This window comes from Blautia hansenii DSM 20583 (genome assembly GCF_002222595.2).
Classification (GTDB): domain Bacteria; phylum Bacillota; class Clostridia; order Lachnospirales; family Lachnospiraceae; genus Blautia; species Blautia hansenii.
In genome coordinates, this window is sequence record NZ_CP022413.2 from 3039412 (window position 1) to 3065949 (window position 26538).

24 protein-coding genes and 1 tRNA gene are annotated in these 26538 nt (G+C 36.2%); 1 reads left to right on the forward strand and 24 read right to left on the reverse strand.

The features are described from left to right. Positions 1-39 precede the first annotated feature (39 nt). From CGC63_RS15105 to CGC63_RS15160, 12 genes are all read right to left on the reverse strand, one after another. Positions 40-3369 (reverse strand): carboxypeptidase regulatory-like domain-containing protein, encoded by a 3330-nt coding sequence (locus CGC63_RS15105; protein ID WP_009247010.1) that lies wholly within the window; start codon positions 3367-3369, stop codon positions 40-42. 943 nt (positions 3370-4312) lie between these two features. Continuing rightward, positions 4313-5287, reverse strand: a complete 975-nt coding sequence (locus CGC63_RS15115; RefSeq protein WP_003021878.1) for a hypothetical protein — start codon at positions 5285-5287, stop codon at positions 4313-4315. A gap of 15 nt (positions 5288-5302) precedes the next feature. Continuing rightward, the gene (locus tag CGC63_RS15120; RefSeq protein WP_040351183.1) at positions 5303-5740 is read right to left on the reverse strand and encodes a DUF4869 domain-containing protein; all 438 of its coding nucleotides are present in this window, start codon (positions 5738-5740) and stop codon (positions 5303-5305) included. A 56-nt stretch (positions 5741-5796) separates the two neighbouring features. Next, positions 5797-7191 (reverse strand): AAA family ATPase, encoded by a 1395-nt coding sequence (locus CGC63_RS15125; protein WP_040351182.1) that lies wholly within the window; start codon positions 7189-7191, stop codon positions 5797-5799. Positions 7192-7333: 142 nt separating this feature from the next. Beyond that, complete coding sequence (locus CGC63_RS15500) at positions 7334-7477, reverse strand: hypothetical protein (protein WP_003021872.1); 144 nt, start codon at positions 7475-7477, stop codon at positions 7334-7336. A 6-nt stretch (positions 7478-7483) separates the two neighbouring features. Further along, a complete protein-coding gene (locus CGC63_RS15130) occupies positions 7484-7780 on the reverse strand; it encodes a hypothetical protein (protein WP_003021870.1) in 297 nt (98 codons plus the stop codon). A gap of 143 nt (positions 7781-7923) precedes the next feature. After that, positions 7924-7995 (reverse strand) — tRNA-Arg (locus tag CGC63_RS15135). Between the two features lie 83 nt (positions 7996-8078). Continuing rightward, a complete protein-coding gene (locus tag CGC63_RS15140; protein ID WP_003021867.1) occupies positions 8079-8960 on the reverse strand; it encodes a DUF3881 family protein in 882 nt (293 codons plus the stop codon). A gap of 14 nt (positions 8961-8974) precedes the next feature. Then, a complete protein-coding gene (gene serS, locus CGC63_RS15145; protein ID WP_003021865.1) occupies positions 8975-10261 on the reverse strand; it encodes a serine--tRNA ligase in 1287 nt (428 codons plus the stop codon). Positions 10262-10287: 26 nt separating this feature from the next. After that, the gene (locus CGC63_RS15150) at positions 10288-10812 is read right to left on the reverse strand and encodes a DUF4446 family protein (RefSeq protein WP_003021863.1); all 525 of its coding nucleotides are present in this window, start codon (positions 10810-10812) and stop codon (positions 10288-10290) included. A gap of 18 nt (positions 10813-10830) precedes the next feature. Then, complete coding sequence (locus CGC63_RS15155; RefSeq protein ID WP_003021861.1) at positions 10831-11745, reverse strand: ParB/RepB/Spo0J family partition protein; 915 nt, start codon at positions 11743-11745, stop codon at positions 10831-10833. After that, positions 11742-12512 (reverse strand): ParA family protein, encoded by a 771-nt coding sequence (locus tag CGC63_RS15160; RefSeq protein WP_003021859.1) that lies wholly within the window; start codon positions 12510-12512, stop codon positions 11742-11744. Before CGC63_RS15160 ends, CGC63_RS15155 begins: the two co-directional genes overlap by 4 nt. Positions 12513-12771: 259 nt before the next feature. Between CGC63_RS15160 and CGC63_RS15165 the strand changes: the two genes are divergently transcribed. Beyond that, positions 12772-13725, forward strand: a complete 954-nt coding sequence (locus CGC63_RS15165) for an alpha/beta fold hydrolase (protein ID WP_003021856.1) — start codon at positions 12772-12774, stop codon at positions 13723-13725. A 115-nt stretch (positions 13726-13840) separates the two neighbouring features. Here the strand turns inward: CGC63_RS15165 and CGC63_RS15170 are convergent, their stop codons facing one another. From CGC63_RS15170 to rpmH, 12 genes are all read right to left on the reverse strand, one after another. Further along, positions 13841-15283: a DUF4340 domain-containing protein gene (locus tag CGC63_RS15170; protein WP_003021854.1), complete on the reverse strand. Its 1443-nt coding sequence runs from the start codon at positions 15281-15283 to the stop codon at positions 13841-13843. Position 15284: 1 nt separating this feature from the next. Continuing rightward, positions 15285-16745, reverse strand: coding sequence for a GldG family protein (locus CGC63_RS15175; protein WP_003021851.1), 1461 nt, complete (start codon positions 16743-16745; stop codon positions 15285-15287). Between the two features lie 9 nt (positions 16746-16754). Continuing rightward, positions 16755-17618 carry an ABC transporter permease subunit gene (locus CGC63_RS15180; protein WP_003021849.1) on the reverse strand — a complete coding sequence of 288 codons (864 nt, stop codon included), beginning with the start codon at positions 17616-17618 and terminating at the stop codon, positions 16755-16757. Between the two features lie 2 nt (positions 17619-17620). After that, positions 17621-18592 (reverse strand): ABC transporter ATP-binding protein, encoded by a 972-nt coding sequence (locus CGC63_RS15185; RefSeq protein ID WP_003021846.1) that lies wholly within the window; start codon positions 18590-18592, stop codon positions 17621-17623. Between the two features lie 166 nt (positions 18593-18758). Next, complete coding sequence (gene rsmG, locus CGC63_RS15190) at positions 18759-19481, reverse strand: 16S rRNA (guanine(527)-N(7))-methyltransferase RsmG (protein ID WP_003021843.1); 723 nt, start codon at positions 19479-19481, stop codon at positions 18759-18761. Positions 19482-19495: 14 nt separating this feature from the next. Next, positions 19496-21379, reverse strand: coding sequence for a tRNA uridine-5-carboxymethylaminomethyl(34) synthesis enzyme MnmG (mnmG, locus tag CGC63_RS15195; RefSeq protein WP_003021840.1), 1884 nt, complete (start codon positions 21377-21379; stop codon positions 19496-19498). Between the two features lie 65 nt (positions 21380-21444). Next, positions 21445-22818, reverse strand: a complete 1374-nt coding sequence (mnmE, locus tag CGC63_RS15200) for a tRNA uridine-5-carboxymethylaminomethyl(34) synthesis GTPase MnmE (RefSeq protein WP_003021837.1) — start codon at positions 22816-22818, stop codon at positions 21445-21447. Between the two features lie 112 nt (positions 22819-22930). Continuing rightward, the gene (gene jag / locus CGC63_RS15205; protein ID WP_003021834.1) at positions 22931-23731 is read right to left on the reverse strand and encodes an RNA-binding cell elongation regulator Jag/EloR; all 801 of its coding nucleotides are present in this window, start codon (positions 23729-23731) and stop codon (positions 22931-22933) included. Positions 23732-23750: 19 nt separating this feature from the next. Beyond that, positions 23751-25019 (reverse strand): YidC/Oxa1 family membrane protein insertase, encoded by a 1269-nt coding sequence (locus CGC63_RS15210; RefSeq protein WP_326929166.1) that lies wholly within the window; start codon positions 25017-25019, stop codon positions 23751-23753. Positions 25020-25064: 45 nt separating this feature from the next. Further along, positions 25065-25274, reverse strand: a complete 210-nt coding sequence (yidD, locus tag CGC63_RS15215; RefSeq protein ID WP_039925190.1) for a membrane protein insertion efficiency factor YidD — start codon at positions 25272-25274, stop codon at positions 25065-25067. Continuing rightward, entirely contained in the window at positions 25246-25617 is a 372-nt protein-coding gene (gene rnpA, locus CGC63_RS15220) for a ribonuclease P protein component (protein ID WP_003021826.1), read from the reverse strand. Before rnpA ends, yidD begins: the two co-directional genes overlap by 29 nt. A gap of 48 nt (positions 25618-25665) precedes the next feature. After that, entirely contained in the window at positions 25666-25800 is a 135-nt protein-coding gene (gene rpmH / locus CGC63_RS15225) for a 50S ribosomal protein L34 (protein WP_003021823.1), read from the reverse strand. Between the last annotated feature and the right edge of the window lie 738 nt (positions 25801-26538).

Here is a 26538-nt window from a genome sequence, read left to right on the forward strand (position 1 = left end):
TTAGTCATAGAAAGGACATCCTTATTTTTTATCTATTTACTATTTATTCATGTCAAACTGAACTTCTGTTGACATGCGAGCTCTCTGAGATGCTCCATAAGTAATTCCGTCTTTAAATTCATTTACAGGTGTAATCGTATTTTCTGTTGGATTATAGTCAAATACATGCCAGTATGTTCCCTGTTTTCCTGTTGGAACAGGATAGCCGGCATAAAACTGACCATCTACATATACTTCTACAATAGCACCTGATGCTGACATTGCTGTGCTACTACTATATCCTCTGTTACTGTAATCATGAACATAGAAACTATATGTTCCATTTTCAGTTTTCTTATAGATAGTAGTAGTTTCAGGACCATATGAGCTAGTATCATCCAAATCTAAGTCTGCATATTTTGTCGAATTATATGAATACTGCTTATTTGAATAATAAATATGGAAATATCCGTTTCCATCAGCAGCAGGTCCTACTAAGTGTGAATCCAAATCTGATGGACTGCTTCCCCATGTAAGTACTATTCTAAGATCTCCTTCTGGAAGTCCATCTCCAGTCGGAACTAATGCACCATTCTGCTGCATTACACTTACAGGTAATACAATGATGTTCAATGTATTAGATACATATCCTGCTTTTTCCATGTGGGCTGTATAGTTACCAACCGGAAGATCTACCTGATATTTTCCATTAGAATCCGTTTTTGTTGTTAATACAACATCTCCATCCTGTTTATTCCATCCTTTTCTGAATGACATCTGAACATCTGAAATTACGCTTCCTGTAACAGCATTTTTAATTGTACCTTCTGCCACACCATAAATACCAAGGTTTTCTTCATCAATAAGTAAGAATGTTTGTATATATTGCTCTTCATTGGCCACAACTTTCACGTCACACTCAAATGAAATGTATCCATCAGCTGTAATGATTACAACATATTCCCCTTCTTTTACTTTGATTTCATAATTTCCGTTTGCATCAGTTTTATCACTTGCAACCTCATTATAATTACCCTTATCGTACACAGTAACCGTTGCATTCTTAATTGCAGCACTTCGATCATCGGCCTTGGCTACCATTCCTTTGATAGTACCTTTACTTGTAGCTGTACACTCATCCACTTTTAACAAGTTTTCAAAATGCCAGTTCTTTTTCAATGGACTATTATCCTTGCTCCAGAATTCCCATGTATATCCTATATCGAGCCAATCTCCAACAACACCTTCCTGAAGGGCTGAAATTTCACCATACATGTAAATATTAGCATCTAAACAGAATAAATTTAAGTTAGGCACGGATGCAGTTCCAGTAAATCCAGCACCAACAGATGCATTAAAATCAATCAAATCCCATCTGTTACAGATTTCAAGAAGTCCAGCTACTCTTGGTCCAATTTTAGCTGAAGCTTCCAATTCTGGAAGTTCCAGTTTTGAATTCAGATCATCAATCATTCTAAGACGATTGTTTAATACCTGAATACCGGTTGTACCATCCAGTTTATAAACCATGTGCACTCTACCTTCTACACTATAATAAATTGCCACCTGAACATAAACAGTTGCTCCTGGTACACCTGTTACTGGCACTTTTCCTAACTCAAAAATACCGCCTTTTGGCTCCCATGGACGTCCAAAATTACCGTCATTCTGATAAAACTTGAATCCGCCGTCAATTTCAATTTCTGCTGGAAGTTTCAGATAGACATTATTAACATCAAATCCAGACCAACCAAGATCTACATCTGCTTTATACAGAACTTTTGGTAAATCAATTTTAAATGTACCAAATAATTCTCCATCACCTAAACTCTTTTTAAGGTCAAACTTGATTTCCCCAGGACCACCTAATGAACCTGATGCATCTGCAATATTACCACGTGCAGCTCTTGAATATGTATTTACGAGAGTTACTCCTTCTGCTGGAATAAAACCGCTCATATCCATTGTTCCATATCCTTGCACATCAATAGAATCTACTGTTTCTTCTATTTCAGGAACTTCTGTTTCAACAATATATTTCCCATCCTCACTTGTCACTGAGATAAGTTTATACGGTGTCTGATCTGGCAGAACCAAAATTGTTCCCTCTGATAACTTTTCTGCCATATTCTGATCATCTAAGAAGATTCTATTTCCATCAACGCTATATGTACAGTCTTCTGGTAATTCGATGACACCTTCTTTATATTCAATGTCACTTTCATAAGACTCATCAATTTTTTCGCTGTCAACAATTCCTTTAATTCCATCAATTGCTGCATCCGCCTCTGATTGTGAAAGTTCTCTTGTTGGATAAAACTTATTATTATCCAATCTAAAAATATCCATAGCAACTGCTGTTTCTACTTCCTGTTTATAGGTAATCTCATTCACATCATCACATACAACATCCTGAATTGGAACAAAACCTAACGCAAGCACAGATGTAGTAGCCGCAAATTCCCTTGTTGCTGATTCGTCAGGATTAAATTCTGTTTCACCGTTTTCTGGAATGAATCCATTTGCATATGCAAGCAAAATAGCGTTCAGATTTTCATGTTCCTGAATATCTGTATATGGAAGTTCATCCTCATCATATTCTACCACATGTTCAGAATATCCCATTGCATCAACCAATGTCTGAATCCATTCTGCACGTGTTACAATATCTCCCGAAACCTGAACTGCCTCTACTTCATCATATTCTGCTTTAGCATTGATTACATAGGTTTTCCCATTCAATGTAATTTCTTCTGATACTTCTACAACCTTTTTTGTACTTTCAGCAGCTTTTACTGGAATTGCTCCTGTACATAAAGGAAGCACCATTGAAATACAGAGCAATAAAGACAACATCGCTTTTAATCTTCTTTTCTTTATCACAATTACTGCAGCCAGAATTAATGCACCACTGCCTAATATCACATATAAGCCAATTGGTGCATGGTCACCTGTATCAACATTGTTTCCCTTATGTGAATCATCTTTCGTTCCCGTATCATTGCTTGAATTATCATTCGGAGTATCACTTGGTTTTGTATTATCATTGATGTTCTCATCATCCTCTGATGATACTACTAATGAATACTCTAATTCTTCCCTCGTCCCTGGGGCAGATGTTTCCACTTCTAATGAATTAGACTGATTATCGGAAATTTCCATTCCAGCTGGTATACTTCCACTAATCTTTAAATTTTCTACTTGTCCAGAACCCGTATTTTGAACTGCAATTTTTACATTAACTGAGTTCTCATCTGTGTTCTGTTCTACTTGCATTTCTAAAGATAAATGATCATCAACTTTTTCTTTTGCACATACTTCCTGTGCTGACATGCCGAATACCAATGTCATCATAATCAAGAATGCAAGTATTCTTAATTTTTTAAACACTTCTCTTCCTCCCTTTTAGATATTGATATTTAAACATAGGTACACTGTTGAAGCGCAAACTCTACACACCTTTTTTGTTGCACCAACTGCAAATTAATTTATGCCGAGAAAATTCATTGTTTTAGGTAATTTAATGATTTATATAATGGATTTAAGGAAATAATCGTTAGATTTTTTCCTTAAAATACAAGAATCATTAAATTTGGTTCATGAAACAATGAAGGAATTGGAATAATTTAATTTGCGGTCGTTAGGCGTGCAGAAAGTGCCGTTTAACAGTACACACCTATTATAGCACCAATTGTTGATTTTCTGTTGCCCAAATTCAAAAAATTCGTTATAATACTTAGTGTTTTGCATAGTTACATTATAACATGTAACGGAGAGAAAGATGGTTGTCGTTAGCCATCTTTTTTTCTTTTTATAAAAAAAGCTAGGGCGAGGTGCGACTCATACGAGCCGTCCCTCGCCCTATTCAGAGCTGTCTTTTTCCCGACAGCCCCTTTCTGCTAACAAAAGGCGGACGCACGTGAGTCAATCAAAACCACTGCATTTCCGCCTTTGTCTAGCGTCTCGGGGAGGATTTGGACCTCTGACCCCTCGCTTAGGAGAGCGAATAGGTAGTGTCAATTCCGGACAAGAACTATCATTATAAGCCCTTTAAAGTCAAGGCTTTTTTCTACTTCCGAGTCAAATCAAGTCAATCTCTGTACCCCGCATATATACCTTAGATAATACCTGTTTATTAGCAGAATATTTGCATCAGCTAATACTTGGGGAATACCTTCGTGTCACCACCATTATGAAAAATATGGCTACCATCATTCAAGCATTCGAGAATGATAAACAATATGAAATTGAATTAATTTCTATACATAGAATACCCTACGTTAGACTGCTTGTCTACGGTGTTTTGACTACTAAATTACAACTGTAGTCTTTTCTATTTTTTCCATGTCAGACTAATTTTTTCTATTTTCTCAAGGATTGTCTCCTTAATCACATCCTGTAGATATGCCGGATTTAATCTCTTTTTCATATATGCAAGATATGTATCTTTCGTTTCATCAATCAAAACTGCTGTAAAGAATCTTTCCCAACTGAAAAAAGCTTCACTTTCTACATAATCATATGGAGCATCCAATATTTCAAGTACATGATTATTTTTCAGAATTCCGGCAGATAAAATCAGCCACTCAAAAGACTCCGGTAAATACAATACCACATTTTCGTATCCTTCTATTAACCTCAATACCCGGTCAATTTCTGATCCAAAAGCAGCACCATCCGCAATGACAAGTATTTTTTCATTCTTATGGTCTCTCAAATAATGGAATACATTGGATTTCCCATTCATAGTTTCACATCGTAAATGATTTTCCCGACACACACAATCAAAAAACTGGTATCCCGAATTACTATCTTCAGTAATTACCAATTCCGGCTTTATGTCTTTCTCACGGGTAAGAGTACCATATATCCGATAAAATTCATGGTAGCTCTGCTTCAATGTTCCATACTTTCCAGATGTCCGGATTCCATAAATCTCTTCCACACTGTATGGTAAAGTCGGCAATGATTCTCTCGTAACAATCACATAATAATTGTCTGTTTTCTGAATTTCTCTGGCAAACTCCTCAGTCTTGATAAAATCATTTCCCTCATCAATAAATACGATACTGTCCGTAATCTCCGCCAGTTGTCCTTTCCACAAAGCACCTTCCAGCACATAACATTTCTTATCGCATGTCAAATCTACCGGACTTCCTGTTGGATTGTTCACATACTCCTGAATCATATCTACAAGAGTAGTTTTTCCCGTAGCGCTGTCCCCGCGAATGATCGTCAAATTTCTCCGAAGTTCAAAATCATATTTTAAACGTTTTGTTGATACAATAACTCTATGTTTCCCTCTCATCGTACCACTCCTCCATTAGACAAATTCTCCCGCAATCGGTACCAGTTCTTTCATAGAGTGAACAATTTCGTTGGTATTCAAAATACGGATCGTAAAAGGTTCCTTACCAAAATCCATCAAATGCCGCAGATTTACCGTCCTGTCTTCCGATTCTGCAATTTTAAGCAGCCATTTCGCACAGTTATCTCCACAAGTTGATGCATTGAAAATTTTATCTTTATTAAATTTAAAAAGGATTAAAGTTTTCACTCCGCCAGATAACCCGGTTGGCGGAATCTTTCCTAAAACCGGACTGTCTATTACTCCACTATCCAAAACTATTGACTTGTCTACATCCTGAATCATTTCTTTCACAAACGGATCTACAATCCAACTGTCTTCATAATCATATTTAAAATAAGCCGATGTATTATATACCGCTTCCTTCATATCACCATAATAAATATTCAGCATAAAATTCCCTTCCTTTTCATCTATCACATTCTACAATGACCGCAATTACTTTTTTCTCATTCACCGCGAGCACCCCGCCCTGCTTTTCTAAATGCTCTGGCAATTTTCAAACTATCGGTTTCTTCATAAATCTCTTCTGATTGTCCACCCAATGTAATGCTTCTAATATACATATTACGAAGATTGTTACTTTCTCTTACATTCTTCATATGGATATAACGATTATTTGGATTCGTAGTAGAGAACATAATGCTTTCCTTATCAATCATTTCAAGTGCACGAAGATTATGTGATGTAAAAATCAATTGTCCTTTTGCGCTCTTTTTGAAAATATCAAACAATTCTCCCAACATGTATTCAAAAATTCCGGAATCAAGTTCGTCAATCACAAGGCAAACCGAAGGATTTCCAAATGCTTGTATGAGTGCATTCAGAATGGAAATGATTTTAATAATTCCCTCTGATTCCATTCTGATCGGAATCTCTTTCATACCCTCTTTCTTTGACATTAATTCCAGTTTCCATCCTTCTTCTCCATCATCCAATGATTGTTTCCCGTAATTTTTAATCGTTACCTGCAATCCTGGAATGATTGTGTATAACACAATATTAATCTGTTCAACAATTGTCTCTAACAGATTTTTCCTTTCCTCGTCCACCAAGATCGGTTCTGTCAAAGATACCGTAAAATCCCCTTTTGCTCCCATGTTATCATTTTCAATCCGAAATGCCATCGGCAAGACAAAATTACCGGAAATCACTCCTGAATGGGTATTCCGAATCACAAATAAATCTTTCAAAGCAAATTCAGACAAAGAAGAAATAATAACTGAAAATTGTTGAAATCCATTTTTGTATTCTCTGCAGAATATATCCCGACTACTCTCACCAAAAATATAAGAGCAGTTGCTTTTTTCTGCCATTTTACGCGCTACAATCAAATCTGTTTTTATGTCTTTATTCTCTTCCAAGATTTCATCCAGTCTTTTCTGTGGTTTAAAAATAGTATTCGTCTGATCTCTTTGGTAATCCATAAATACCGTCTTATTTGTTCTGATTCCATTTTCATTCTTTGCACCACTCAATGTTTCTCGACTGATAACGACCACTTTTTCTTCTCTGCTCAGACTTAGTCTGTATCCTATTTCAAACACAATTCCATTCATAAAAAGATTGAAATCTGCAAAAATCTCTGCAGTATCCGAGTCCATGTTCATGTAATCTTCTAACGACTGATCAAGATCATCTCCTATCATTACTTTTTGTAAAAAATACAATGCATCAACAATCGCTGTTTTTCCTGAACCATTTTGGCCGTAAATCCCCAGTATTTCTACTTTATCTGCTGATAAAATTTTGTTTACAGTATTCGGCATATATATAGTGCCCCTTTTTACATTTTTAATATTTGTCAATTGTAATGATGACAAACGAACAATCGGTCTTTTCATCTTTATTCTTCTCCTTACAACCATCATTCCACACTATATGCTATGACTATAACGATACCACAAAGCATTGATTTCCTCAATATTTTTCTCTGTTTACGAATTTTTTATTCGTTTCTTTAAATTCTATTTCTGTATTTGTAACTCACCTAAAATTCTGCACATCGAATTTTTCCACTAAAATCACACTATTTTTCATTACTTCATTGCCTTCGCCAACGAAGCCAACAATGCTTTCATTTCCGGATTTACCAATACTTTTACTTCCTTGTGAATCCCCATCATTCAATAATATTTACTTCGCTTTTCTTTGCCCAATTTCTTGATTCTCTGTGCCTGTGACAAAGAAGGCACAGCCTGCACATAATCCACCGCTTCCAATAACTGTCTTTACTCTTCTTTTTTGTTTTGTGGTCAATTTGACCTTTTTTCTTCCTGATTTTTTCAGAACATCATACTTCATTTTGTAAGCAAAAGCCTTTTTACTAAAACTGATTTTTTCTCTGTGCAAATTGGAATCTATCATACTCAAAATTGATTCATCTTCGGTCATTAACGGATAATTACCGGTACTTTTTGATACTTCTGCCATCGTTTTCTATTAGCTACAGCTAATATATTTCTCTATTGTGTTAGCTGAAAATCATCTTCAAAGAAATAATCCGTTGTATTTTTCTAATCAAAAAAGCGTCCCATTATTTGTAATTTCACAAATTATCGAACGCTTTCTTTTAACGTTTCCTGCGGGAATCGAACCCACAACTAGTGCTTAGGAGGCACTTGTTATATCCATTTAACTAAGGAAACAAATCACATATTCATTTAATCCGAACCTAATCATACTATAAAAAGGCTTATCCGTCAAGCCGGATAAGCCTCTAAATCAGCTATCAATATTGAAAATCCACATATCCCTGCAGCCACACAACACCTTTAAAGCGCCTGCCCACCTGAGGTTCTCCCATTAAGTCCTGTTCATTAATGCAGATATCAAATTCCATATCATTACATCCGATACGCATCTTATAAACAGCTTCCTTGGTCATGGTATTGAAAGTCTTTTCCCTCTCCAAAATCTCACCCATAACACTGTACAAATCACATTCCATTCCATAAGGCATAAAATATGTATCCACAATACTGTAAATATCTTCATCCATCACTCGTTTGGAAATCATTGCATACATATCCATGTCCTCTATTGTCAGGCTCTCCATGGCTTCTTCATCGCCATTCTTTGCAGCAGCAATCAAACGCCCTCTGTTCATTGTACGATTGCGGCGATTTTCCTCCTGCCCTTCCTGCTTCAAAGTGGGGAACAGAATTTTTCCGTTCTTTGCCAGTCCGGATAAAATTACATCTCTGACATCTGTAACATAGTTTCCCCTGTTTCTCTGCGTCAGATATTCTCCCGCATTTTGCAGATAAAAGATAATAGTAACTCCGATACGCATATCGTCACATGCCCCGGCAAAAGACACATGACCTGCGTGTTTCTCAATAATTACCTCTTCCTGCAAGGTAATTCCTGTGCCGAAGAAATACGGAAAATAATACTCCATCTGGAATTCATTATTTTCGTCGTATTCTCCGCACACAACAATCCCAAAATCATCTCCGTATTTCTTTACCAGCTCCGTAAAGAAATGTCCGGCTCTGCCCGCTGCTACAATTTTTTCATCATATTCATTTATAACATTATTCAGAATACTATCCAGCTCCTTTTTGCCGAATATATCTGAAAAACCAACTGCTTTTAAATAACTGTGCAAGGAGTACCTCCTTCTTATTTATTTGGTGTAATTGCGCTCATACCACCCATATATGATCTTAATGCTTCCGGAATACTTACAGAACCATCTGCCTGTAAATTATTTTCCAGAAATGCGATTAACATTCTCGGCGGTGCAACAACTGTATTGTTCAATGTATGAGCCAGATATTTTTCACCTTTGCCATTTACACGAATTTTTAATCTTCTTGCCTGCGCATCTCCTAAATTAGAACAACTTCCTACTTCAAAATATTTTTTCTGTCTTGGAGACCATGCTTCCACGTCTACGGATTTCACTTTCAAATCAGCCAAATCCCCGGAACAGCACTCTAAAGTTCTTACCGGAATATCTAAAGAACGGAATAAATCTACGGTATTCTGCCATAATTTGTCAAACCACATTGGACTTTCTTCCGGTTTACAAACAACAATCATTTCCTGTTTTTCAAACTGGTGAATTCTGTAAACACCTCTTTCTTCCAGTCCATGAGCGCCCTTTTCCTTACGGAAGCATGGAGAATAACTTGTCAATGTTTTTGGCAATTCTTCTTCAGGAATGATAGTATCAATAAATTTACCAATCATAGAATGCTCACTTGTTCCGATAAGATATAAGTCTTCTCCTTCAATCTTATACATCATAGCATCCATTTCTGCAAAACTCATAACTCCGGTAACAACATCGCTTCTAATCATGAAAGGAGGAATACAATAAGTAAATCCACGGTTAATCATAAAATCTCTTGCATAAGAAATAACTGCGGAATGAAGTCTTGCGATATCTCCCATCAGGTAGTAAAAACCGTTTCCAGCTACCTTTCTTGCACTGTCTAAGTCAATACCGTTAAAGCTTTCCATAATATCTGCATGATACGGAATTTCATAATCAGGCACTACCGGTTCGCCGTATTTCTGTACTTCTACATTTTCACTGTCATCTTTTCCGATAGGAACAGACGGATCAATGATGTTTGGGATTGTCATCATAATTGTCTTAATTTTTTCTTCTACTTCTTTTTCTTCTGCTGACAATCTCTCCACAGTTTCTGCATTCGCTGTAACCTGTTTCTTTGCTTCTTCCGCTTCTTCTCTCTTGCCTTCTTTCATTAAGCCGCCAATCATTTTAGAAATTTTATTTCTTTCTGCTCTTAAAGCTTCTACTTCCTGTTTGATTTCACGGTTTCTCTTATCCAGCTCAATTACTTCATCTACCATAGGAAGCTTATTGTCCTGAAATTTATTTCTGATATTCTGTTTTACTACCTCTGGGTTTTCTCTTAAAAATCTAATGTCTAACATATCTTCTCTCCTTTTAGTTTACATAACTATATATCAAATTCATTTTCTTCCGCTCCGAAATTAATTGCGGTTTTCAGAGCTTCCATTTCTTCTTCGCTAAGTCTTATATAGGACTCTCCATTTACGATTTCTTTAATATAAAGGAAACAATTTTCTCTGCTGTGAATGGCATTTAACAAAAATCCTGTATTATTTGTGTCCAGCATTGCCAAAACAAAGCTTAATTTGCCGCCCATATCCTGAAAAGCATCATATTTTACTATTCCATACTTATTTAAGGACATGTTTTGCATTTTTTCCAGTTTTTCAACGTTTTCAGCATTTAACTGCAATTCCACAGCCAGTTTTTCGATTAAATCAAACTTTCTCTTAAAAAGCTTCTCTAACGACTGTCCATCTTTTCCTTTCATGAAAATCGCATATTTTTTACTAAGCCGATTAAGTCCTAAAGATAAATTAAATACGCATATTAATAGTATAACCACAACTACCAAAAGCATTAGTAATATAATTCCGGAATAAGACTGAATACTACTTACAAATTTCTCCATAGTGTTCTGCACAGCTCCTTATCTGACACTTTCTAAAAGTTCCACAATTCGTTCCAATTCGTCCTGAGAATAATATTCAATCTCAATTTTCCCCTTATTATTATTTTTACGGCGAATTGCAACTTTTGAGCCAATAATTCCTTTAATTTTTTCCTCTAGCTGCTCATAAACCAAATCCTGAGCGGTGTCTCTTACCTTTTCTTCCTTCTTTGGTATTGGATTTAAAAATTCTTTTACCAGCTTTTCTGTTTCTCTTACATTCAGCTTTTCATCAAAAACTTTTACTGCCGCTGCATATTGACTTTCTTTATCTTCAATCGCCAAAAGGGCTCTTGCATGACCGGTAGAAATCATTTCCTCAATAAGCATTTGCTGTACTCTTTCGTCCAGCTTCAAAAGTCTCATAGAGTTCGTCACAGCAGTTCTGCTCTTAGAAACTCTTTCTGCAATTACATCCTGCTTTAAATGAAACTCATCAATTAATCTTCTATAAGCTGCCGCTTCTTCTATGGGATTTAAATTTTCCCTCTGAATATTTTCAATTAAAGAAATCTCTACGGTTTCCTGTTCTGTAAGCTCTTTCACAATCACAGGAACTTCCTTAATCCCGGCTAACTTCGATGCTCTCCATCGTCTCTCACCGGCAATAATCTCGTAATAGTCGCCCTTTTGTTTTACCAGCAATGGCTGTAAAACACCAAACTGTTTAATAGACTCTGCCAGTTCCAGTAAAGCATCTTCATCAAATTGTTTTCTGGGCTGTTTTCTGTTCGGCTCTACTTGTGTCAGTTTCACTTTAAGCACAGAATTCTCTTTTTTTTCCTTGGGAGCAACTGTTTTCTTTGTTGCGGTTGCTGTTGTTCTCGGCTTCGATGCCGTCTCACTAATCATTGCATCAAGCCCTCTCCCTAATCCGCCTTTTCTTACCGTCATTCTTCTTCCTCCCTAGATAATACTTCCTCTGCTAAAAGACGATAGCTTTCTGCACCCACAGATTTTGTATCATATAGATTGATTGGAATGCCATAACTAGGCGCTTCTGCCAAACGCACATTTCTAGGAATAATCGTTTTGTAAATTGACTGATGTAAATTTTCTTTTACATTTTCCACCACTTGTAAGGAAAGATTTGTTCGTGCATCATACATAGTAAATACAACGCCTTCTATAATCAATTCCGGATTTAATCTTTCCTGTACCAGCTCAATTGTATGAATTAACTGTGTTAATCCTTCCAATGCATAATACTCACACTGAATTGGAACTAATACAGAATTTGCAGTTGTCATTGCATTAATCGTAAGTATATTTAAAGAAGGTGGACAATCCATAATAATAAAATCATATTCATCTTTTACAGTATCAATATGATTTTTCAATAAATACTCTCTTCCTTCTACACTTACCAACTCAATTTCGGCTCCTGCCAAATTCATGTTTGATGGAATTAAAGATAAATTTTCAATCACATTCTCAATAATACAATCCTTTAGTTCGCACTCTCCTACAAGAAGCTCGTATAAAGTAGCTTCTGCATTATCTTTATCCACACCCACACCACTTGTTGTGTTTCCCTGCGGATCAATATCAATCAATAATACTTTTTGATTTAATTCTGCAAGACATGCAGAAAGATTGATAGCAGTAGTAGATTTTCCTACTCCGCCCTTTTGATTTGCGATTGCAATAATTCTTCCCACTTGAATTTCCCCTTATTGTGTTGAAATGTCTTATATCTAATAGTTCAAGACTCATTATAACACCTTTCTATTTTTAATGCTATATAAATGTTTCACGTGAAACATTTTTTTATGTTTTTTTTAGATACACGAATGTTTCACGTGAAACATTTTCCGATCCAAGACTTTTTCTTGTATAATCTTCCCCAATGTTTTATAATGTATATAATATTAAAAACAAAACTTCTATATTTACACACTTTTTCAGGAGGCTGATTTTATGAAAAAAAACAAGCATAAAATTCTCACAGCAGGTATTCTCTTTACCGCTGCTGCCGGAGTTATTCACATAGTAAACCACACTATATTTACCACAGCTACATTAAAAGATTTATTAAAATCTTCTGCTAATAATTACTACGACTGGAGATTTGGAAAGATATATTATAAAAAGAAAGGTCATGGCTCACCTCTTTTACTGGTCCATGATTTAACCGTTTACAGTTCTGCTTATGAATGGAACAAAGTCATTGATAAGTTGGCAGAAAATCATACGGTATATGCTTTAGACCTTTTAGGATGTGGACGTTCTGAAAAGCCTAAAATCACATATACAAACTATTTATATGTACAGCTTATATCAGACTTTATCAAGAATGTCATTCATGAAAAAACAGATGTTGTTGCCAGCGGATTTTCAAGTTCTTTTACTTTACTTGCATGCCACAATGAGAATGAGCTTTTTGGAAAACTAGTATTAGTTAATCCACCTTCCTTATCTGCTCTTTCTAAAGCACCAAGCAAAAGAAATAAATTGTATAAGTTTATATTAGAACTTCCTATTTTCGGAACTTTAATATATAATATGAAAACCTGCCAGAGTAACATTCAATTATTGCTTACAGAACAATACTTATTCAATCCTTTTTTAGCTTCTGCCGAAATGATAGACACGCATTATGAAGCATCTCATAAAGGATTTGGAAATGCTCGCTTTTTATTATCCAGTATCGTAGGAAACTATACAAACAACAGCGTTACACACGCCTTAAAGGATATTGATAACAGTATCGTTGTCATCAACGGAGATGCAGAACCACAAAAAAATGAGACAAAAGAAAGCTACTTAACATGCAATCCTGCGATTGAATATTTCAATATTTCCAAAACAAAACACCTTCCGCAATTAGAAAATCCGGAAAACCTTTTGGAAATCCTTCATATTTGTATCTAAATCTTTTATATAGCAAAACTAAGAAGATGCTGTCGCATTAAACATTATCCAAAATATTTAATGCGACAGTCTCTTCTTTTGTTTCACATAACCTCAATGTTTCACGTGAAACATTTTATTTTTTCCAATTTTCTATCATTCTGTCAAATGCTTCTATCATCTCTCTCACTTTCATCTTATTAACAAGCATTTGACTCCCATCTGTTTTTGTTACTAAATAGAAATTTTCATCATAAGAATAGTAAGCAACTTTATCCTGTATACCGCCTTCTTTTTCAAAAGTAATGGTAATCTCTGCATTTTCTCCATTCTGTCCTTCTGTCATACTCTGCCATTCTAATCCACTTACCTTTGAATAAAAGTCTGATATTTCTTCATATTGAATTTCTTCATCATTCAAATAGTATTTTGTTTCTGTTGTAGTTTCTTCTGAGTCTCCTTTTTTCACTTTTGTTTCTTCTCTTGTAAGAACATAAGTTTCGCCGGTTCTTTCTATGGTTACTTTATCCAAGTCAGCTAAGGAATAATCCGTTACTAAAGAACTTACTAATTCATCAGAAGCTAAATTCATCATTTCATCTACGGTAGATGCTGCCATAGTGTAAATATAGTTGCTGTCTGCGGTTTTCACATAATAATTTCCGTTTTCATCGGCATTTCCTACAAGTAGTACAAATTCTTTTTGAGCCATCACCGGTTCTTCTTCTTCCTCTTCTTCGGTATCTGTTTCCTCTGAAGTTTCCTCACTTTCCTGTTCTTCTTCGTAGAAAACAGTTATCTTTTTCGGATTATCCAATCCATAGGCAGCTAAATCGCTTACATCATAGCTGACAAAATCTACCCAATTCAGGCCGGAGAAATGGTTCATATAATCGTTTACCTTAGCAGTATCTACGGATACCTGACTGCCATCTTCCTTATATAAGTTCCACAAGCCTCCTGCTTCTTCCTCTTGTAAGGTTTTTACTCCATTTTCACTGCTGATTTCAACCTTTTGAATATTGCCTACGGCAATTTGCGGTAATTCTTCCATTTCTGCCAAATCATTTTTTTCAAACTGTAAATCGGTTTTCACAGAAGAATTGACCAAGTAAATTTTCTCATTATTTCCTATACTCATATAAGCACCGGAAACTGCTTCATTATCATCTCCGAAGTTTAAAACCGTTTGTGTATTGTCTTTATCTGTAACGGTAACTTTTAATTTCGGCTCTGATAATCCGTAATCCTCCGGATTTTCTATATCTTTTAATTCTCTCTGAGCATTTACAGCAGTTATTCCCGACACAAGATTTGAAACAACTGCCTGATTTAAAGGAAAATTTTCATCCTCTGTATATTTCCATGTTTCTTCTTCTTTTACAAAAGTATATAGAACACCGTTATTTTCAATAGAAACCTGCGCAATATCTTCCGCATTTATCTCGAAAGCCGTAATTTCTTTTTCTTCGGTCTGTTCTTCTTCCTCTTTCGGTCCTGCAACCTTCAAACCTATATACACGCCCAGCAAAACAAGAAGTATGACAATTCCCGCAATCAATCCTTTTTTGTTTTTCATGCTACTGTTTTCTCCTTTTCAGCCAAATTCCAAAACCAACGAGCAGAATACCGACAGGTACAACAGCTGTTACAAAAATGCTCCAAAAGCTTACATCACTGGCAGGTATCATTAAAGTTGTCATATCATAAGCCTTACTTGGAATAGAAATACTGTTGTCTTCCTCCGTTCCGCACAGCCACGAAAGTGATGAGGAAAGCAGTTCATAGTTTGCTCCGGAAACGGTTGCGTTCATCTGATCATTAAAAATTGCACTGGATGCAAAATATACAATTTGTGTCTTCTTATCATCTCCTAAGTCTTCTGTAATGGATACTGCCAATGGAAATGGTCCTTCCAAATCTCCATCCTCTTTTTCTGTTGTCTCCATATTTTCTAAGTCAGTTTTTTGATAAGCACTGTCAGAAGTTGTTAAAATGCTGTCTATTTTTATCGTATCTCTTACGTTTTCCAAGCTCTTAATCCCTGGGGATAATGCGGTCAACACATATTTACTCTTTGAAGATAAATTTGAATTAATTTCATGACTTTCAATATTCGGTAATAAATAATACTGATTTTGTGCTATATAATGATCCTGATCGCCTTCTAATATAATGCCATTTTCAGGCTGAACACCGTAATTTTCCAGTACAGAATTGAAATTCGGCATTTCTATCTCTGTATAATCGGATAAAATAATTGCCTTTCCACCATTTTCCAGATAACTGATAATTTTTTTTGCTTCATCTTCTGCAATATCGGTTTTCGGAGAGAAAATAAACAAACACTCTGTATCTTCCGGCACTGCTTCTTCTGTAAGCAGATTTAAATCGCGAATTTCAATATTCGATTTCTGGATTGTTTCCTTCATGGACTCACTCATAGAAAGTTCGTCATGTCCTGTCAACGTATACAATACAGGCATATCTTCAGAAACTACATAATTAATCGCACTGGTCAACTGCCCTTCACCGTCAAATCCTGTTACCTGCTGAGAATAAGTCTGATAATTTACAGTTGTTTCATACATATCCTGATAATCTACAACTTTATTTTTTTCTCCACATTCTACAATAATACTGTTATTGCTCAATTGCTCTGAAGTATATTGAGAAGCAAATTTAGGATAAACTGCCGGATCTTTCTTTTCTACTTTAATATGTTTACTACCTTCTTCATACTTTTCCAGTAGCTTTTCAATATCATTGCTTTCCGTACCATCTTGAGCAATGTAGTACAGATTGACATCCTTCTTCAAATTCTTCAGGATTTTTTCTGTCTGTTCACCAATGGTATACAGTTTTTGACTGCTCAAATCAAACTCTCTGTATTTTGATGGAATTTCCTGTATTACCAAATTTAAAATTACCACAATGGCAATCATCAGCGCTGTCATAGCAATGCTGTAAGAGCCATGTTTCAACATTTTTTTATTTCCTTTATTTCTGTGAGCATTTACCATTTTTTTTAATTTTTTCATGTCATCCTCCTAACTCCAACGGCGTTTCTGTATACACTGAACAGTCAGAAATACAAAGATGCAAACAACAGAAACCATATAAATAATTCCTGTTACATCAAAAATTCCACCTACAAAATTATCAAAATGATTTGCAATTGCAAACAAATTTAGAAACTTCTGAATAAGTCCGGTAAATACTGTAGGTTTTATAAAATACACTGCAGCTATACCGATTACCAAAACACCTCCTACGCAGGAAGAAAAAATAATATTTTTTGTCAGCTGATAAACAACAATTCCCACTACCACTGCAATTATCAAAAATGCTACCATAGAACTTATGGCTGTATCTGAGAAAAAGCTTTCAATTCCATCCATCATATAACTGCAGAATAAAATTCCAAAAGTCAATACAGCTGCAATGACCTGACTTTCTGTAACAGAAGAAAGAAACAAGCCCACAGCAATTTGAGCACATCCCAAAAAGAAAAATCCAATCACAGCCACATAAGCCATAGGATATGATATAACTCCATATCTTCCCATAATTAATGGATAAAAGGCGCTTATAACAACAGGTATGGCATAAATAGTCACCATACTTAAATATTTACCTAAAATAACCTTCCACACAGAAACAGGAGCTGTTAAAAGAAGCTGATCTGTTCGATTTTTCTTTTCCTCCGCCAATATTCTCATCGTTAAAATCGGTGTAATAACCAAAAATAAAAAAGTAACAGAGCTTAATGTTGCCCCAAAATCAGGACTTGCATATTGCAAATTGTAGGCAGTAAAATAAATGCCCAATATCAACAAAACAAATGCAATAAATACATATCCTACCATTGAAGTTAAATAACTCCTCAATTCTTTCTTATAGACTGCCAGCATATTTATTGTTCTCCTTCCATTTCCTTATCTCGCATTTTTCCCTCGTCATTTGTCAGCTTCAGGAACACTTCTTCCAAAGACATATTTGTAGGCTGCATACGAAGAATTGGACATTTCACTTCAGAAAGCGCAAAAAAGATATTTTCTCTCATATCCATATCTCCTGAAATCTTTATAGTAAAATCATGCGCACCTTCTGTCATGGAACTATGATATGCAATATTTTCAATATTCTCTACCATACCAAGAGCATCTCGAATAACAGCTTCTTCTCCTTTTACAGTAAGCTCCAGAGAATTCATCCCCGTCATCACCTTACTTAAATTTTCCGGTGTATCACTGGCAACTAATTTCCCCTTATCAATAATCAAAACATGATCACAAACTGCACTAACCTCAGAAAGAATATGGGAACTTAAAATAACTGTATGCTTCTGTCCAAGGCTTTTTATCAAATCTCGAATTTCAATAATCTGCTTTGGGTCTAATCCTACGGTTGGCTCATCTAAAATAATAACCTCTGGATATCCTAAAAGAGCCTGTGCCAGACCAACACGCTGTTTATATCCTTTCGAAAGATTTTTAATCAATCTTCGTTTCATATCTTCCAGCTTAGTAGTTGACATAACTTCTTTGATATTCTTTTCTCTTTTTTCTTTCGGAATAGCCTTCAACTCAGCAGCAAATTTTAAATATTCCAATACCGTCATATCCTGATACAAAGGTGGTATTTCCGGCAGATATCCGATTTTTTTCTTTGCTACTTCCGGCTCATCCAAAATATTGTGACCGTCAATGAGAATTTCCCCTTCCGTAGAAGCAATATATCCGGTAATCATGTTCATTGTAGTCGATTTTCCTGCTCCGTTTGGTCCGAGAAAGCCGTAAATTTTTCCTTTTTCCACTGTAAAATTCAAGTGGTCTACCGCTGTATGGTCACCATATTTTTTTACTAGATTTTTTACTTCAATCAAAATATTCCCTCCTTTTTTGACAATATATTCTTCTTCTAAAACTTCTTTGTCTTTTCCATTCTATGGAAAAAATGTGATAAAAATTAGGTAAGACTGTGTTTTTTTTGTGAAATAAAAAAAGATCGCTGACCTTATTCTACGATAAAATCAACGACCTTTTCATTTTCTATAAAATTGGTTCTTTTGTTGGAGTTCCTGCTTTTCTCGGATATTTCTTCGGTGTGCTTTTTACCTTCTTAATCATCACCAATGTTCTGTCCATATCCGTCTGATACAGTTTAAAATCCACTTCCTTTTCCAACCTTCCGCCCAGAACAGAAATAGCTTTCTTAGCCTCTGAAACCTCCTCTGCCGCCTTCCCTGACTTGTAGGATACAAAGTATCCTCCTGCCTTTACATAAGGCATACAATACTCGCTTAAAGACGCCAGACGGGACACTGCTCTTGATACGCTTAAATCATATTTCTCTCTGTGTTCAGCCTTTCTGGCTGCATCTTCTGCCCTTCCATGAACGGTTTGAATGCCGCTAAGTCCCAATTTTTCTATGACTTCATTTAAGAAATTCAGCCTTTTATTCAGAGAGTCCAGAAGCGTAATCTGAAGATGAGGAAAGGCAATTTTAAGAGGAATTCCCGGAAATCCTGCTCCTGTTCCCACATCAATACAGGTAGAAATCTTAGTCATATCCAACCCTTTTGCAATAGAAAGACTATCCACAAAATGCTTTAAAAGAACCTCTTCAAAATCCGTAATTCCGGTCAAATTCATTACCTTATTCCACTCAATCAAAAGCTCATAATACTGCACAAACTGCTTTTTTTGTTCTTCATTTAACTGTATTCCATACTCCTTACAGCCTTCTTCCAGAATAGTTAAATCGTAATTCATGCCCTTCTTCTCCTCTATTTTCCTCTGCGATAAGACTCCATATAAACCAGTAAAACAGAAATATCAGCCGGAGAAACCCCTGCAATTCTGGATGCCTGACCTATGGAAATCGGACGATATGCGTTTAATTTTTGCTTTGCTTCAATGCGAAGTCCGCTGATTGCATCGTAATCAATATCCTTTGGAAGCTTCTTATTTTCCAGCTTTTTAAAGCCTTCTACCTGCTTTAGCTGGCGTCTGATATACCCGTCATACTTGATGTTAATGTTGATTTGTTCCCTTACATCATAAGGTAATTCCGGTCTTTTTTTATCTAAAGGAGCTACAATATCATACGATAATTCCGGTCTTCTGATTAAATCTCCCAGAGAAATTCCATTCTTCAAAGGAGTGCTTCCATACTGCTGTAAAAGCTCCTGTACCTCTTTTACAGCCCCTACATGTATATGCTCCATACGCTGTGTTTCTTCTTCAATTTTCTCTTTTTTCCACTGAATATAATCATATTGCTCCTGTGTTACAAGCCCAACCTGATATCCTTTTTCCCTCAGACGAAGGTCTGCATTGTCCTGTCTTAACAGCAGACGATATTCTGCACGGCTTGTCATCATACGGTAAGGTTCACGGTTTTCTTTCGTTACCAAATCATCAATTAGCACACCGATATAAGACTCTGAACGGTCTAAAACCAGCTGCTCACGGCCTAAGACTTCCATGGCTGCATTGATACCGGCTACCAGTCCCTGGGCTGCCGCCTCCTCGTATCCTGAGCTTCCGTTAAACTGTCCGCCGGAGAACAATCCCTTAATATTTTTAAATTCTAAAGTCGGATATAACTGTCTTGCATCAATACAGTCATACTCGATTGCATAGGCATTTCGCACGATTTTTGCATTCTCCAGCCCCGGTACAGAATGGTACATTTCATACTGCACATCCTCCGGTAAGGAGCTTGACATTCCTCCTATATACATCTCATTTGTAGACAATCCTTCCGGTTCAATAAATACCTGATGGCGATTTTTATCTGCAAACTTTACTACCTTATCTTCAATAGAAGGACAGTAACGAGGACCTGTTCCCTCAATCATTCCGGAGTATAAAGGAGAGCGGTCTAAGTTATTTCTGATAATCTCATGTGTCTTTTCATTTGTATAGGTCAGCCAGCAAGATATCTGGTCAATCTGTACGTCTTCCGGATTGGTAGAGAAAGAAAACGGCACAACTCTTTCGTCTCCGAACTGCTCTTCCATCTTTGAAAAATCAATGCTTCTCTTATCAATACGAGCCGGTGTTCCTGTCTTAAAGCGATACATTTCAATCCCCAGCTCTTTTAAAGAATTTGTCAGGTAATTCGCTGCCTGTAATCCGTTTGGTCCTGTTTCATTGCTGATATCGCCATAGATACATCTGGCTTTTAAATAAGTTCCCGTACACAAAACAACCGCTTTTGTGCGGTATTCTGCTCCTGAATAGGTTTTTACACCTTTTACTACACCGTCTTCTGCCATAATTTTCGTAACTTCGGCCTGACGAATAGTGAGATGCTCTGTATTTTCCAGTGTTTTTCGCATTTCTCTTGTGTATTCCTGCTTATCAGCCTGCGCACGCAGAGAATGTACTGCCGGTCCTTTTGACACGTTCAGCATCTTAGACTGAATAAAGGTCTTATCAATATTTTTGCCCATTTCTCCGCCCAAGGCGTCAATTTCTTTTACCAAATGACCTTTAGAGCTTCCGCCAATATTCGGGTTACAGGGCATCAGAGCAATGCTGTCTACACTTACGGTAAACATAATGGTTTCCAAGCCAAGTCTGGCACAGGCAAGCGCTGCCTCACATCCTGCATGTCCTGCTCCTACAATCGCCACATCATAATTTTCTGTTAGTACACTCATTTTGGATTTCCTTTCTACATTTCTTTCTGTTTTTTAAGAAGTTATCCACATTTTTTTGCTTTTTTCTATTTTCCTGTGCAAAACTTGGAGAAAATTTCATTTACTAAATCCTCTCCCACAGACTCACCGATAATGCTTCCCAAAGCCTCATAAGCATTCATTAAATCAATGGAGAAGAAGTCTTCCGGCATCTGCATTTCAATGCTGTTTTCCACCAGCTCCAGACTTCTTTTTGCATCCTCAATGGCTGCCTTATGACGCATATTTGTAATATAAATTTCATCATTAAAAGATAAATTTCCTTCAAAAAACATCTCTTTAATCTTTGCCTCTAAAAACTCAATTCCTTCCTCTTCCTTTGCAGAAACAGCAACTACCGGATGGTTGGTTTTCTCCTTTAAATCCTCTTCCGTAACCTGTTGCTGCAAGTCCATTTTATTTAAAATAACAATGGCTTTTTTGTCTTTTAAAAGCTCGATAATCTCTTTATCATTCTCATCTAAAGGCACAGAGGAGTCTACTACATAAAGGATTAAATCCGCATCTTTTGCATTTTCCACAGCCTTCTTTACACCAATTTTTTCTACTACATCATCCGTATCACGAATGCCTGCCGTATCAATCATTCTAAGAGAAATTCCATGAAGCACAATGGTTTCTTCCAGTATGTCTCTGGTAGTTCCGGCAATGTCCGTTACAATGGCTCTTTCCTCTCCCACAAGCAGATTTAAAAGAGAAGATTTTCCCGCATTCGGCTTTCCTACAATAACCGTTTTAATGCCTTCCTTCATGAGTTTTCCTTCTCTTACTGTATCTAAAAGCCCGTTTAATTTCTCTTTTAACAGACTGATTTCTCCTTTTAAAGTATCTCCGTATCCATCAATACTGATATGCTCCGGATCATCTAAAGCTGACTCAATATAGGCAATCTGATAGATAATTCCCTGTCTGATTTCCTTAATAACTCTTTGTATATTTCCCCTTAACTGGCTTATAGAGCTCTTTAATGCGTATTCATTTTTTGCATTGATTACGTCAATAACCGCCTCTGCCTGAGACAAATCAATCCTTCCGTTTAAAAATGCACGCTTTGTAAATTCTCCTGGCTCTGCCGGTCTTGCTCCGTATTTCACCACAGTTTCCAGCACTCTTTTCATAGCAAGAACACCGCCATGGCAGTCAATTTCTACTGTATTTTCTCCTGTATAGCTTCTGGGTGCGTCCATAACCATAACCAGAACTTCATCTATTATTTCATCCTCATCACAGATAAATCCATACTGAATGGTGTGTGAGGGAACATTCTCAATTCGCTTTTTTCCGCCTTTGGAGCGATATATTTTACCTGCAATTTCCCTGCTCTTTGGGCCGCTGATACGGATAATTCCAATTCCCGATGCAGTCATAGCTGTCGCAACAGCTGCAATGGTATCTGCCATAATTTTCTCCCTTCTTTTGATATAAGATAACTAATTATTTTTAATAAAAAAATTCTAGGAAAAAGCGCAGGGATTTCCCCTATTATTCACGCTTTCACCTAGAATAATCTGTTTACTGTCTGTTTTTCAGTTTTACTACCACATGACGATATGGTTCGTTTCCTTCGCTGTAAGTTTCTACATAGCGATTTCCCTGTAATGCAGAATGAATAATTCTTCTTTCATAAGGGTTCATTGGCTCAAGAGAAACAGTTTTTCTTGTTTTTCTTACTTTGTAAGCAATACTTCTTGCAAGATTTTCCAAAGTTTCTTTTCTTCTGTTACGGTAATCCTCTGTATCAAGTTTTACACGAACATACCCCTGTGTTCCTTTATTTACTACCAGACTGGTAAGGTACTGTAAGGAGTCTAAAGTCTGTCCTCTCTTACCGATAAGAATACCCATGTCATGTCCGATAAATTCAATATCAAGATTTCCCTCAGAAGCTTTATATTCCATTTTAATTTCCACTTCCATATTCATGGCTTTGAAAACTCCGCTCAAGAATTTTTCTGCTTCTGCTTTCATATTTGCAATTTCTTCTTCGCTTCTTACCACAACTTTCTTTTCTTCACGTGGCGCTTCTGTTTCTTTTTCAATCTCTTTTACAATTTCAGGTTCAGCTGGTTTTACCGGCTTTACCTCTTCCTTAACTTTTTCAACCGGTTTTTTCTTTGGTTCCTTTGGTAAGGATTTTTCAACTTCTTTTTTTGCCGCTTTAATAATTGCCGGCTTTGCACCGAAACCTAAAAATCCTGCTTTTCCCTCAGAAACAATCTGAATTTCAAGGTTTTCACTGGATACTTCAAATTCAAGACTTGCCTTTGTAATGGCTTCGTCTACTGTTTTGGCAGAAAACTCTCTGAATTCCATCTTTTTTCCCCCTTACCTTCTATTTCTTTTTCCCTTTGTTATTTGCATCAAACTGTGCTACCATATTAGCCTTTGACGCCAGACTTCCCGGCTTTGTTTTTGGAACTTCGGCTGTATATGCTGCTGTATTTTTTACAGAATTGCTCTTATCTGCAATGGTTTTTCTCTTTGGCTCTTCAATGTTACGCACATTCATCTTTGCCTGTTGGCTGATATTCTGAGAAGTAACACCTAATTTTGCCTTTTTCTTATCCATTTTTGCTTTATTCTTCTGAATAAATTCATCTATATTCATATTATTCAGATGTCTGTTAATAACAACCTGCTGCACACTTCTGATAACCGCACCGATAATCCAATAAATACCAATACCTACAGGGAATGTGAAACAGATAAATGCTGTCATCAATGGCATAAAAGTATTCATTGTTTTCATAGTTGTTTCCATCTGAGATGGTGTACCATTACTTGTGTTAGATGCTGTCTGAACAAGCTTCATATTCAGCACCTGTGTTCCCCATGCCAATACAGGAATTAAAACTGCTGCAAAAATCAACAGATAATGCTGTGTAGACCATCCGGACTGAATTAACGCCCATGGGTTATCTGCAATGTTAAGTCCAAGGAAATTCTGCATTGGATGCAGCTGATCTGCTGTCTGATTTAAAACATCGGCAAATCCCTGAAATTTATCAACATCTGCCAGTTTGTCCCACTGTGCAGGAGAAAGACTGTATAAGAAGTCAACCACATGGTCGCTGCTTAATTTTCCTGACATTGGAATATAGCTATTTTTAATCGCATTATCCTTAACAAACTGAAAAATAATATCAGAATAACCGCTTACATCTGTAATGTGAGAAACTGCTGATGCAAATACATCCTTAATTCCTCCGATATATCCGGGAATTTTAATAATAACCTGATATAATGCGAAGAAAATCGGCATCTGAATTAACATCTGTAAACAACTTCCCGTTGGAGAAACACCGTATTTTTCATATACGCCCATGGTTTCTTCCTGCATTTTTAACTGTGAATTCTGATCCTTTTTCCCTCTGTATTTCTTCTGAATATTCTGTAATTCAGGAGCCATAACCGCATTCATTTTTGCGAATTTCTGCTGTTTAATCTGCAATGGAGTCATAAACGCATAAATGACAAGAGTAAAGATAATAATACATAAACCTAAGTTATGCACTCCAATGCTGTAAATGCCGTTCATCAGCCAGCCAAGCACTTCTGCTACCCAGTTAACAATCGGCATGGTACTCTTCGTTAGTAACACACCCAAAACAATAATCCTCCTTCTTGACCTTTATCTCCTAATCCATCACGGCACAGGATCATAGCCCCCCTTAGAAAAAGGGTTGCATCTTAATATTCGCCATGCAGCCAAAAGACTTCCTTTTACCGCACCGTATTTTTCAATCGCTTCCAATCCATACTGAGAACATGTGGGTATATACGGGCAACATGTTCTTTTTAAAGGAGATAAATACTTCTGATAACCTTTAATCAATATTATTAGTATTTTTTTCATTCTCTTTACTTCTCACAACCTTGTGCAGCCTTCCTAAATGAAGAAGGGCGCTCTCTAAAGAATGGTAATTCTGATTTTTTCCATTCACTCTTACCACTACAACAATATCATATCCACAACAAAACTTTTCTTCGTTCAAACGGTAGCTTTCTCTTATTAAACGTGTCAAATGATGCCTTACTACACTGTTGCCGACTTTTTTACTTACGGATATACCAATTCTGTTACGACTCAACTGGTTTTCCTTTAAATACATAACCAGATAACGATTTGCATACGATGTTCCCGTTTTGTAAACCAGTTGAAAATCGTTGTTTTTCTTTAATGATTCTGAATACTTCATACTCTATCCTTTACCGCAAAGAGAAGAAAAGACCACATGTCTGCGGTCTTAAGCTGATAATTTTTTTCTTCCTTTTGCTCTTCTAGCAGCTAAAACTTTTCTTCCGCCAGCACTGCTCATTCTAGCTCTAAATCCATGAACTTTGGAACGCTGTCTTTTTTTAGGCTGAAATGTCATTTTCATATTCAAGGCACCTCCCTTATATTAATGGACATCTTTCCGATACAATTTAATTAGATGTCACTTCTAGTTATGCGTGATAGAAAACATCATTTCAATTATATTCAGAAACCCTTGTTTCGTCAAGCACTTATTTGTGTTTTCTGCGGTTTTTTCCACGGTTTTGACCATCCACACGGCTTCCACAATCTGTCCACATCAAAATATCTCTATTTCCCGCTAACTAAATTTATCCATTTTCCTATACACACAGTTATTCACATTTTTTTCCTCCCAATCCCTTTATCCACAAAATGTGGATAACATGTGGATAACTTATACCAGATATTCACATTCTTTCCCCTTATATTTTTAAAAATCCTTATTTTTCAAGGTTTTTCGACATGTGGATTATGTATTTTACGTTATACACATTTTTCACATTCCTATTTTTCCACATGGTTTTCCATAAATCTTGTCCTCACTTTCCACATACTCCTATCCACATGCACACATATCCATTTTTTCCTCTTTTTTTCACATTTTTTGAATTATTCTTTCTATATATAATGTAAACAAAAAAGTTTTCCACATACCAACATTACCTTAAACACCGGATTTTTAATTTTTCATTGATAAAACTTCTTTTTTATTATATTATATAGATAATAATACTTTTTTTTGCCTATGGTTGAATGAGGTAATCAGTCAATCATATATTTTTGTGTTTTAAAACCGGCATAGAATACTGATTTAGGAGAA

Coding starts and splice junctions, on each gene's coding strand:
- CGC63_RS15115 (WP_003021878.1), bottom strand. CDS start 5,287: ATGAGAGGGAAACATAGAGTTATTGTATCAACAAAACGTTTAAAATAT.
- CGC63_RS15120 (WP_040351183.1), bottom strand. CDS start 5,740: ATGCTGAATATTTATTATGGTGATATGAAGGAAGCGGTATATAATACA.
- CGC63_RS15125 (WP_040351182.1), bottom strand. CDS start 7,191: ATGAAAAGACCGATTGTTCGTTTGTCATCATTACAATTGACAAATATT.
- CGC63_RS15130 (WP_003021870.1), bottom strand. CDS start 7,780: ATGGCAGAAGTATCAAAAAGTACCGGTAATTATCCGTTAATGACCGAA.
- serS (WP_003021865.1), bottom strand. CDS start 10,261: ATGTTAGACATTAGATTTTTAAGAGAAAACCCAGAGGTAGTAAAACAG.
- CGC63_RS15150 (WP_003021863.1), bottom strand. CDS start 10,812: ATGGAGAAATTTGTAAGTAGTATTCAGTCTTATTCCGGAATTATATTA.
- CGC63_RS15155 (WP_003021861.1), bottom strand. CDS start 11,745: ATGACGGTAAGAAAAGGCGGATTAGGGAGAGGGCTTGATGCAATGATT.
- CGC63_RS15165 (WP_003021856.1), top strand. CDS start 12,772: ATGAAAAAAAACAAGCATAAAATTCTCACAGCAGGTATTCTCTTTACC.
- CGC63_RS15170 (WP_003021854.1), bottom strand. CDS start 15,283: ATGAAAAACAAAAAAGGATTGATTGCGGGAATTGTCATACTTCTTGTT.
- CGC63_RS15175 (WP_003021851.1), bottom strand. CDS start 16,745: ATGAAAAAATTAAAAAAAATGGTAAATGCTCACAGAAATAAAGGAAAT.
- CGC63_RS15180 (WP_003021849.1), bottom strand. CDS start 17,618: ATGCTGGCAGTCTATAAGAAAGAATTGAGGAGTTATTTAACTTCAATG.
- rsmG (WP_003021843.1), bottom strand. CDS start 19,481: ATGAATTACGATTTAACTATTCTGGAAGAAGGCTGTAAGGAGTATGGA.
- mnmG (WP_003021840.1), bottom strand. CDS start 21,379: ATGAGTGTACTAACAGAAAATTATGATGTGGCGATTGTAGGAGCAGGA.
- mnmE (WP_003021837.1), bottom strand. CDS start 22,818: ATGGCAGATACCATTGCAGCTGTTGCGACAGCTATGACTGCATCGGGA.
- jag (WP_003021834.1), bottom strand. CDS start 23,731: ATGGAATTCAGAGAGTTTTCTGCCAAAACAGTAGACGAAGCCATTACA.
- yidD (WP_039925190.1), bottom strand. CDS start 25,274: ATGAAAAAAATACTAATAATATTGATTAAAGGTTATCAGAAGTATTTA.
- rnpA (WP_003021826.1), bottom strand. CDS start 25,617: ATGAAGTATTCAGAATCATTAAAGAAAAACAACGATTTTCAACTGGTT.
- rpmH (WP_003021823.1), bottom strand. CDS start 25,800: ATGAAAATGACATTTCAGCCTAAAAAAAGACAGCGTTCCAAAGTTCAT.